11 protein-coding genes are annotated in these 10,245 nt (G+C 43.6%); 6 read left to right on the forward strand and 5 right to left on the reverse strand.

The window, feature by feature from the left end; all coding sequences use genetic code 11:
• Positions 1–3 precede the first annotated feature (3 nt).
• The 4 genes from cobB to corA all read left to right on the forward strand — a co-directional run bounded on the left by cobB (position 4) and on the right by corA (position 2,952).
• Positions 4–735 carry a Sir2 family NAD+-dependent deacetylase gene (gene cobB / locus L5M29_RS20760; RefSeq protein ID WP_173496822.1) on the forward strand — a complete coding sequence of 244 codons (732 nt, stop codon included), beginning with the start codon at positions 4–6 and terminating at the stop codon, positions 733–735.
• Positions 732–1,181, forward strand: a complete 450-nt coding sequence (locus L5M29_RS20765; protein ID WP_263169828.1) for an ATP-binding protein — start codon at positions 732–734, stop codon at positions 1,179–1,181. The genes cobB and L5M29_RS20765 overlap by 4 nt, the downstream gene beginning before the upstream one ends.
• 324 nt (positions 1,182–1,505) lie before the next feature.
• Positions 1,506–1,877, forward strand: a complete 372-nt coding sequence (locus L5M29_RS20770; RefSeq protein ID WP_028759709.1) for a hypothetical protein — start codon at positions 1,506–1,508, stop codon at positions 1,875–1,877.
• Positions 1,878–2,004: 127 nt separating this feature from the next.
• Positions 2,005–2,952: a magnesium/cobalt transporter CorA gene (corA, locus tag L5M29_RS20775; protein ID WP_028759710.1), complete on the forward strand. Its 948-nt coding sequence runs from the start codon at positions 2,005–2,007 to the stop codon at positions 2,950–2,952.
• Between the two features lie 188 nt (positions 2,953–3,140).
• Here the strand turns inward: corA and L5M29_RS20780 are convergent, their stop codons facing one another.
• The gene (locus tag L5M29_RS20780) at positions 3,141–4,403 is read right to left on the reverse strand and encodes an HD-GYP domain-containing protein (protein WP_263169829.1); all 1,263 of its coding nucleotides are present in this window, start codon (positions 4,401–4,403) and stop codon (positions 3,141–3,143) included.
• 118 nt (positions 4,404–4,521) lie between these two features.
• Here L5M29_RS20780 and L5M29_RS20785 point away from each other — a divergent pair, with 118 nt between their 5' ends.
• Positions 4,522–5,217, forward strand: a complete 696-nt coding sequence (locus tag L5M29_RS20785; protein ID WP_168825391.1) for a 2OG-Fe(II) oxygenase — start codon at positions 4,522–4,524, stop codon at positions 5,215–5,217.
• 15 nt (positions 5,218–5,232) lie between these two features.
• Here L5M29_RS20785 and L5M29_RS20790 read toward each other — a convergent pair whose 3' ends face one another.
• From L5M29_RS20790 to L5M29_RS20805, 4 genes are all read right to left on the reverse strand, one after another.
• Complete coding sequence (locus L5M29_RS20790; protein WP_028759713.1) at positions 5,233–6,582, reverse strand: sensor histidine kinase; 1,350 nt, start codon at positions 6,580–6,582, stop codon at positions 5,233–5,235.
• Complete coding sequence (locus L5M29_RS20795) at positions 6,573–7,247, reverse strand: response regulator (protein ID WP_028759714.1); 675 nt, start codon at positions 7,245–7,247, stop codon at positions 6,573–6,575. The genes L5M29_RS20790 and L5M29_RS20795 overlap by 10 nt, the downstream gene beginning before the upstream one ends.
• A 182-nt stretch (positions 7,248–7,429) precedes the next feature.
• Complete coding sequence (locus tag L5M29_RS20800) at positions 7,430–7,789, reverse strand: hypothetical protein (RefSeq protein WP_028759715.1); 360 nt, start codon at positions 7,787–7,789, stop codon at positions 7,430–7,432.
• Positions 7,790–7,960: 171 nt separating this feature from the next.
• Positions 7,961–9,283 carry a dicarboxylate/amino acid:cation symporter gene (locus L5M29_RS20805; protein WP_263169831.1) on the reverse strand — a complete coding sequence of 441 codons (1,323 nt, stop codon included), beginning with the start codon at positions 9,281–9,283 and terminating at the stop codon, positions 7,961–7,963.
• A gap of 222 nt (positions 9,284–9,505) precedes the next feature.
• On the opposite strand from L5M29_RS20805, the gene L5M29_RS20810 reads away from it, so the two are divergent.
• The coding region (locus tag L5M29_RS20810) for an Ig-like domain-containing protein (RefSeq protein ID WP_263169832.1) at positions 9,506–10,245 on the forward strand (740 nt) is incomplete at its 3' end.

The raw sequence follows: 10,245 nt of genomic DNA on the forward strand, positions 1-10,245 counted from the left end.
AGCATGTACCAGCAAATTGTGGTGTTAACCGGCGCAGGGATCTCAGCTGAGTCGGGTTTACGCACCTTTCGCGATCAAGATGGTCTATGGGAAGAGCATCATATTGAAGACGTTGCGACACCAGAAGGGTATGAACGTGATGCTGAATTAGTAGAGCGATTTTACAATAGTCGTTGGTTGCAACTGCACAGTGGCACGGTTGAACCCAATGCAGCGCATGTGGCCTTGGCAAAGTTGGAAGCGGAGTTTAAAGGTCAATTACTTATCATCACACAAAATATTGATGACCTGCATGAGCGTGCGGGCTCGCGTCGTCTATTGCATATGCACGGTGAATTATCCAAAGGCCGTTGTCCGCGCTCACGTCAGACCTTTATTTTACGTGACCCCTTTGGTGCCGATAATTGCTGTACTTGCTGTATTCCGGCTCAGCGATTACGCCCCCATGTGGTGTGGTTTGGTGAAATGCCCTTAGGGATGGATCGAATTCACGATGCGCTGGATAACTGCGACTTGTTTATTGCCATTGGCACCTCTGGCACTGTGTATCCTGCCGCGGGCTTTGTGGATACAGCTAACCATCATGGGGCTCAAACAGTCGAAGTGAATATGATGGCACCCGATAGACACAGTCAGTTTCAATATCACCTCACAGGAAAAGCGGGGGAGTTAGTGCCTCAGTTGGTTGATACCATTTTAGCGGGTCGAGTGATTGGCAGTGAGTCGAACACATGAGCGAAAAAGTTGCGATTATAATGCGTGGCTTACCGGGCAGTGGTAAGTCACATTGGGTTGAAACTTACATTCTGTCCCTTCCTTTAGAAAAAGCCATTGGCGTGCGGCAACGTGGCGTATTTTCGACTGATAGTTTTTTCTACCATGAAGATGAATACCGTTTCGATGCCAAGAAATTACCTGAGTTTCATCAATGTAATTTGACGGGGTTTATTCAGGCACTTTCTTCAAGCGAGCCTGTGGTGATTTGTGATAATACCAATCTGTGCCACTGGGAATACATGGCCTATGAAGCGGCGGCAAAAGCCTTAGGTTATCAAGTTAGAATTGTGCTTGTGGGTGAACCAAGCAGTCTGGCTCATCAGCAGGAATGCGCGACACGCAATCGCCACGGCGTTCCTTTGGCACAAATTCAGCGGATGGCGAAGGGATTTGAAGATTTTTAATTTCAGGTACTTACTTATGTTGAGTGTTGTGATCTGTAGCAATCAATTTTAGGTATAGGTCCCGCAGTGTTTTCGCCCTGTCATAAGTCTGTTGTACTCTGTTTCAACGTTCTGCTTTGTCTATGTCTATGTGCATGTGTATGGCTTGTACATTCGCCTTGTCTATTTGACTGTGCACTTTAAGCTTGATCCCAAAGACAGTTTATCCACATAACTCTGCGTATAATGCGCTAACTTGTGTGGCATTGAAGGGTCAATGCAAGATTGCTGCTGGCTTGATCGAGACCATTGAGCACAAGCGGACGTTTATCAGAGGAAAGAGCCATGCTCATTAAAATTTTACTAACAGTCTTAGTCATTGCTGGCGCTTGGTTTTTGCTGGTGAAACGCAAGCGTCAGATTGAACCTCAGGCTGTTAATCTCAGTTCAAAGCGTTTTAGTGAACCGCTGTGGCGCCGATACCTGTTGACGGGTGTGTTTGTGGTGATTGGATTTAGCCTGCTGAGTTACAGTGTTTGGTATTGGCGCGATCAGCATAGAATTGTCACTGTGAGAATTGTGTCACCGAATGCCGACAATAACGGCGAGTATCGTGTGCGAAAAGGGGATATCTCAGACTCGAAAATGGTCACTATCGATGGCATCCATATTCGCTTTTCGACCCAAGAACGGTTGGCAATTATCGAAACCGACTAAGGCATATTTATTTTACTAAATTACCTTGCACGCCTTTTCATTGCCAACTTATGCGGTAAACTAGCGACAATTTTTTAGCCTGCACTTAAGTGGAATCGTTAACTTAAGTTTTTTTTCAGGAGGACAAATGATTACTGCTTATGTCTATGATAATCGTCACCTTACTGTGACAGAGCTCGGCATACTGGACAGTATTCCCGCGTCGACCATTTGGTTAGATCTGTATAAACCCGATGATGAGGAGCGAGAGTGGTTAAGTCATTTTTCTGTTGAAGAAGTGCCTGACGAAGAAGATATCAATGAAATTGAGGCCTCAGCACGTTTTTATCAAAACAGTGACGGCTTGCATATTAATTCGTTATTCCCACAGCGTGTCGGACAAGATGTGCGCGGCGTTAACGTTTCCTTCAACCTTCGTAGCAATTTTTTACTGACAATTCGGGAAGAAGACGTAGGTCTTATCCGTTTGCTGCGTAACTATTTGCGTTTAGGGCGGTTAGAAGTATCGACACCGCAGGAATTGTTTCTCGAGTTATTTAATCTGAAAGTGGATTATCTATCTGACTTAATTGAAGACGTTTACACTGTACTTGAAAATGTCGGTGAGCAAGTATTTGATAACGATGAACTTGACGATGTATTTAAGCTCATCACTCTGCAAGAAGACTCTAATGGTAAAATTCGATTAAGTTTGCTCGATACTCAGCGTTCACTGCGTTATATGCAGCGTTATTATCGTGGCCAGTTATCCGATGAACATTTAAAGGACTTGCGGGAAATGTTGTCGGATATCGAGTCGCTGATGCCCCACAGTCAGTTTATTTTCGATAAGTTAAACTTTCTGCTCGATGCGGCCATGGGTTTCAGTGGTCTGCAACAGAACAAAATCATCAAAATCTTCTCGGTTGCCGCAGTGGTGTTTCTACCACCGACCTTGATTGCCAGTAGTTATGGGATGAACTTTACCAGCATGCCTGAGCTTGAGTGGCAATACGGTTATCCTATGGCGATTGTGATGATGTTAGCCAGTGCCGCAGGTACTTACTTCTTCTTTAAACGTAAGCATTGGTTATAAGCCTGGCGCGAGCTGTGTTTATTTCTTGAATTAACAACAAGGGTCGAATGCAATATTCGACCCTTATTGTTATCACTTTTATTAATCATGTTCATTCAATGACTTTTATTCAATGAGTGAGACTCGATGACTTTGCTTAAATGAGTGAAGCTCGTTAGACATAATCGTTAAGCCAGTTTCTTAATCAACTACTTACGACTATCGCCGCCAAAGTAGTAACTCACTCGCTCGCGCGGATTCAAATACTCGTGGACTTTTTCAGGAAGCGCCGCAGGTGGTAAGCAGCGCACTATGCTGATCCCTTCAATTTCCAGATCAACGATAGGCGCCTGATCTTTGGGCACTAAGGCATCGTAAACCAATATTTTTGGACATAGTAGTTTAGTTAAGTTAACCGACATCACCATGGCATATTGACCGCTGGATAATTCCACCACACTGCCGGGGGGGTAAATGCCCAGCATCTTGATCATCTTGCCAATATACTCTTGATTTAGCTTAGTTTTGTATTGCTTATACAAATGCCCCAGTGCGGCGTAGGGCATTCTGGCTTTGCCCTGTTGGCTTGGGTAACACAAGGAGTCATATTCGTTCACTACCGCAATCAGTTGCGATACCTTATCGAGAGCCTCTTCCTTTAGGCCTTTGGGATAACCACTGCCATCGAGAAACTCGTGGTGATTGGTGATTGCAGGTAAGGCTGCTTGGGGAAAATTATCGGCTAATTTGAGCAGTTCAATCCCAAGTAAAGGATGCTGCTTGATAAAATTAAGCTCTGGTGCTGACCAAGGTGTCGATTTTTTTAGAATTTGTGGTGGGATTTTTAATTTACCCACGTCGTGGAACAGGGCACTGAGACCGACCGTTTCGATTTCACTTCTATCCCATTCCATTTCTTTGGCGATCAGCATAGAGAGGATAGCAACATTCAAGGAGTGGTAGTAAATGCTTTCATCCTGCTTAGCATCACTCATCAAATGCAGCACTAAGTTATCTGATTTGAGCAGCTGTTCGACTATGGTGTGGACCAAATCTTTGGCGTCATCGACCGCATTTAAGGGGCGATTACGTAGCTTAGAGATGAGGCTGCGCATCATGGCTACTGAGCGGGTAAAATTTTGCTCAGTTTTATTAATGTCACGGCGTAATTTTTTTTGTACTTCGATTTGCTCAGCCTTGTATTGATCCATGTCGTTTTTAAGCACATTGATTTCAGCACTTGGCGGCAATTTGATAGGGTTGACCGCATCAGCATGTATCGGGGCGACGTCGCTGCGTTCTAAATCGACGATGACATGTTCTATGCCCAGATTTTTAATCAACTCGATTTGCGCAGCTTGTTTAATATGAAAGCTACTGAATAAAAAGGGATGATCTTTCCAAGCCACGGGCAAACGCACAAAGTTGCCGACTTGAAGTTGATGGATTGAAACTTTACAGCTTTTTTTCATATTCTTGTTATCGTGAAGCGTAATGTGGGTTATTTTATCTCAATGATGCTGCTTTACAATTACTTAACTAACATGTCAGCATAGTAAGCCTAGAAAGTAGCCACTCCATTGAGGAAGTATGGACTTTATTGAAGTATACCCTAATGCGTTGCCGAATGACTTGTGTGACCGTCTCATTCTGGCATTTGAGCAACATGCTGGCGTTGTTGATGGACACACGGGCAATGGCGTTGATCTGGAGAAGAAGATCAGCCGCGATTTGACCTTAGATAGTTTCGTCGACCTGCAGCCCATCAGAAACGAACTCTTAGGTTATACCTTAAAGGGCGCGGTAGATTATTTCACAAAGTATTCAATGGCATTAATGGGTGCGGTGTCAGTGTCAGTGAGTGATGAGCAGGGCCAACCTGTAACGCTAACTCCGACTAATTTTGCGACGCTGGGTGCGCCTAGGGCCGATGGCTTAGTGAAGTATTTGTATCGCAGTGGCAGTATTAATATTCAAAAATATCAGCAAAATAAAGGCGGTTATCCCCATTGGCATTCGGAGCAATTCCCGCAGAATGGCCACAATGAAGCTCTGCATCGCGTCGTGCTCTATATGTTTTATTTAAATGATGTGGAAGAGGGCGGCGAAACCGAATTTTATTATCAACAGCGTAAAATCTCCCCCAAAAAAGGCACTATGGTGATAGCGCCTGCGGGATTTACTCATTCACATCGGGGAAATAAACCTGTGAGTGGTGACAAATATATTGCCACTTCTTGGATCATGTTTAATCGAGCCGAACAGTTATATGCGGTGATTGCCTGATAGTATCCCAGTTTATTACACTGGGATACGGATCCTAAAGAGCGCCCCTTCTAAGCGACTTTCTTCAATTTTTAAGCTGCCACCGTAGCTGTGAACGATTTCATCACAGACAGCTAATCCTATCCCTTGCCCTGGAGACTGAGTATCGGCACGCACGCCACGTTGGATAATCTTCTGTCTTAAGCTTTCTTCAACACCTGGGCCATCATCTTCAACAATGAGTTCAAACTCACCTTGTGAGTTAATTTTAGCCGATACATGCACTTGGCTGATACACAGGCGGAAAGCATTTTCCATAAGGTTGCCACAAAGCTCCATTAAGTCACCCTTGTTGCCGGGGAACATCAAAGAGGGGGAGATGTTGGCCGAGAACTGCACTTGTTTTTCTCGATAAATTTTAAACAACATTTGTGCTAATTGATCGACTAAGGGCGCGATAACAGTTTGTTCTTGCTTCAGGCCTTGGCGGCCTAACATGGCCCGTTTTAATTGGTATTTGACCAGCTGATCCATCTGGCTGACTTGTTCCATGATCTTTTCGCTTGCCGATTGTTTACTCAAACTGGCGTCATCTGTAATGGCATGCACGGCGGCTAAGCGGGTTTTAAGACTGTGTGCCAAGTCATTCATAGCATTTTGATAGCGCTGTTGTTGGGCACTCGATTGTTGCAACATCTGGTTGAGTGCTTGCGTTACGCCTTCAAGTTCAACAGGATAGCCCTCAGAAAGTGATTTACTCTTACCTTGGTTAATTGATTGCAGTTCATTTTGCATCCGTACCAAGGGACGCATGCCCCAATAGGCGGCGCTGACCAATAGAATTAAGGCTAAGGCCAATACCATAGCTAAACGAATATAAGTACGTTTACTGAACTTACTGTATTCTTGCTCCAGTTTGGCGGCATCTTTCATGACGAGGAGGTTGTAATGCACACTGGCAATTTCTACCGCGAGCAAATAGACGAAATATCCTCTGTCGTCAGCCATGGTGAGGTAGTAGGGCGGGGAGTCGTTACGGATTTCGTTAAAACGCTCACAGGTATCAAATAAGCCACGATCTACTGCGAGGGATGAGGTCCAAACCTGCTTAAATTTGTCATCGCAACTCGCTATTACATAGCGCTCTTGTTTATTATTTTCTTCCAGCCAAGCACTGGTATCGGGGATAAGATCGTGCTCCCGTAATTCGGCGGCGACTTGGGGAATTTCGGCAATGAGTTGGGCAGTTTCTTCGTTATAACTATTTTGCGCATGCAGAATATTAACCATCCATGCGAGACCAAAACCCACTAAGGTAATAATTGATAGCGAGGTGAGAAACATCCGTGTCAGCAGACGTTTCTTGAATTTTAATCTTAATTGCATGGCAGGTTAAATTTATATCCTTGGCCGCGGATGGTCACTATGGGGTTATCTATACCATCGCGGGTCAGTTTTTTACGCAGGCGGCTGACCATGACTTCAATCGTATTGGGATCGCCTTCCTTATCACCATAAATCACATCGAGTAAACGTTGCTTGGCGACAACCTCATGACAATGGCGCATCAAATATTCGAGGATTAAATATTCAAAGGCAGTGACTTCCATGACTTCGTCACCCAGAGTGACTTGTTTGGCGGCGAGATCGAGTTTTAATTCTCCACTGCAAATCACGGGTTTAACAAAACCTGCGCTACGGCGCACTAAGGCATCAAGCCTTGCAACAAGCTCTTCTTTTTGAAAGGGTTTCACTAAATAGTCATCGGCTCCGGCGTTAAGGCCTTCAACTTTATCCTGCCAATTAACTCGTGCCGTGAGAATTAATATTGGTGCTTTAAGACCCGCTTCACGGAGTTGTTGAATTAAGCTAATACCATCTTGATCGGGTAGCCCTAAATCGACAATGGCGACATCGATGGGATAATTAGTGGCTTGATAAAAACCTTCTTTGGCAGTCAGTGCCACTTGAACTTGATTGCCGAGATCGCTTAATTGCACTTTTAAGTGGTGGGATAAAATAGGATCGTCTTCAACAACCAAAATTCTCATAATATAATGCCTTAAAGTGTATGAGCTAAGCTTTAGCAAACTAGTCTACGCAAAATCACACTGATAACCAAATAGAGGATCAGCATATCTTAGTTGAACTTAACCTTTGCTGACCGAGTTGAACTTGTGGTCAAAATAAGTACTAATTTATTGTTGAATAAGAAGGTTTTGCTGTTAAAGTGTTAGCGTATCGGGGAATTTCCCCAAGGCGATTTTTGTTTTCTGATCCGCAAAATGCCGTTGCCACACATAATCGCGCCTAAGGTAAATAACATCACCGCCATCATGATAAAAGACAATCTCAACCAAGGCATTTCTTGCGCTAATCGCAGATGTACCGCTTCAATGGTTGTGACGCCCCAGACGGCAAATACACTTATAAATAATAAAATTTGTAATAAACGAAGTAAGTAAACTGAGTTAAAAAATAAGACCAAAGGCGCAAGTGCAAAAGGAATGGCAAAGTTAATTTGTTCGTAACGTACGAAGTGGGCACTCAATAGCCAGCATGCAATCAGGATCCAAAGACTTCTCCACCACATTTATACCCCTCCCATTAAACGTATTAAAATAGTAAATATAATGTATCTAAAAACAAACTTCCGTACTATTGGTGCGTTCACATTTTGCTAACAATAGACATGTTAACTGTATTGCGTTCAAACAAAAACGCCCAACACTGAAGCTGGGCGTCATTTTGGTCTTTGTGAGGTTTAGTTCGATTTATCTAAATGATGAACTTGCTCATCAAAACTTCTAGCAACTTTACCAGCTTGAGTGTTGTTAAACACTTGCTCGTTAAATTCGCCCTCTGATTTAGCAATAATTACAGTTGCTACGCAATCACCAGTGACGTTTACAGCAGTACGTACCATGTCGAGTAAGCGATCGACACCGATAATCAGGGCAATCCCTTCCACTGGCAAGCCAACTTGATTTAACACCATGGCCAGCATGATAAGTCCGACACCTGGAACACCCGCGGTACCAATTGATGCTAACGTGGCAGTCACAACAACAACGGCATAATCGGTTAGTGAGAGCTCAATGCCAAAAACCTGCGCAATAAACACAGTGGCAACGCCTTGCATGATAGCAGTGCCATCCATATTAATGGTAGCGCCTAACGGTAGCGTAAAAGCGGCAATTTTATTATCGACACCTAATCTATGTTCAGACGCTTCTATGGTAATGGGTAAAGTGGCATTTGAACTGGCGGTTGAAAAAGCAAACAACTGCACATCGCGCATTTTACGAATGAATATTAAGGGGTTGAGGCCTGAGAAAAGTTTTAAAAGGATTGGATAAACGATAAACGCATGGACCAGTAATACACTTAAGACCACGAAGAAATATTGAACCACACTACCAAAGGTCTCTAAACCGAGTGTTAATGCAAGTTTTGCCATCAGCGCAAACACACCATAGGGCGCGAGTTGCATGATCAGTGTCACGACACGCATGATGACTTCATTTAAATCTTCAAACAACGCCGCAATACGTTTGCCGCGCTCACCAATATGGGCAATAGCAAAGCCAAAAATGACCGCAAAAATAATAATTTGCAGCATATTACCTTCGCTCAATGCCTGCATCGGATTAGTAGGCACTATGTTTATCAGCACATCAGCAAGACTTGGGGCTTCTTTTGCGACGTACTCCATTTTTTCTGACGCCAGTGAGGCGTTCCCAGGATGTATAAGGACTGCGCTGACAATCGCAATCACTAAGGCAATGGCGGTTGTGAATAAATAGAAGGCGAGGGTTTTCCCCCCTAAGCGGCCTAATTTTGAAGGTTCACTCAGTGAGCAAGTTCCGCAAACTAATGAAATAAAGACTAAAGGAACGACTAACATTTTTAAGCTGGAGATGAAGATAGTACCGATAACATGCAAGAAACCTTCAGTAATATAATCTTTTACTATATCGCTTTCTGGAAAGGCATTGCGGAGAATGAGGCCTAAAGCAATACCTGTTCCCATACCGATCAGAATTTTACTTGTAAGGCCGAGTTTATTTTTTATAGAAATTGCCATAGAGAGTCCTGTGTGTTTTTTATACATTCTATTTTTTGGCGCTCACAAGACTAGCAAGAAAATCGTGAAGATGAAATGACAATTAATGTTAAAGTATTTATCAAATTTGCGAAATAAAATAAGATAGTTATGGGAAAGTTGCGTGAAAATTGTGTAATGTTAGCCTATAAGTAATAAGCGTCTCGCTTAGGTATTATCATCAGAGTAACAGGGAGCCTGACAATGAAGTCAGCGTATAAGGTTTTTCTCGCAGGATTGTGTTCGCTTTTATTATTAGCATGTGGTGGTGGAGGCAGTATCTCTGATGATGGTGGGACAACGCCTGATCCCGTTACAATATCCGTTAAGTTATCGGTAAGTGATCCCCAAGTATCGTATGCAAAACCTGCGACACTTACGGCCAAAGTATCTGACTCAAAAGGTAATAATCTAAATACATTAGTATCATTTTCCTTAAACAATAATACTTATGGCTCTTTTAGTCCTTCAACCGGTCAAGTCGCAACAAATTCTGATGGTGTTGCAACGATACAACTTTTCACTGGGGCAATTAATACTGGTGCCACAGTTACAGCAAAGATTAGTACTGGTGAGTTTGCAGAAGTGAATGTCACCATGGTTGGTGATGGGGTTGTATCAGGCGATAAGCCGACGGTAAGCCTTGCTGCTAACAATATAGATATAAATGCAACAACTCCAGCCCAGTTAACTGCAACAGTAAAAGATCGAAGCGGTTTGCCGCTCGTCAACAAACTGGTGAGCTTCTCCTTAAACGATAATACCTTGGGTATTTTTGACCCTGCCACGGGTACGGCGCTAACCAATAGTAACGGTGTCGCGAAAATAACCTTAGCAACGGCGGATATCAAAGGCGCGGCCTTAGTGACTGCCTTAGTGCAAGGTGTGGATGCAGAGCCAGCTTCGCTCGGTGTGAATATGGCCGGTGACGGTAACACTGGAGA

This window comes from Shewanella sp. SM95, assembly GCF_025653595.1.
Lineage (GTDB): Bacteria > Pseudomonadota > Gammaproteobacteria > Enterobacterales > Shewanellaceae > Shewanella > Shewanella oncorhynchi.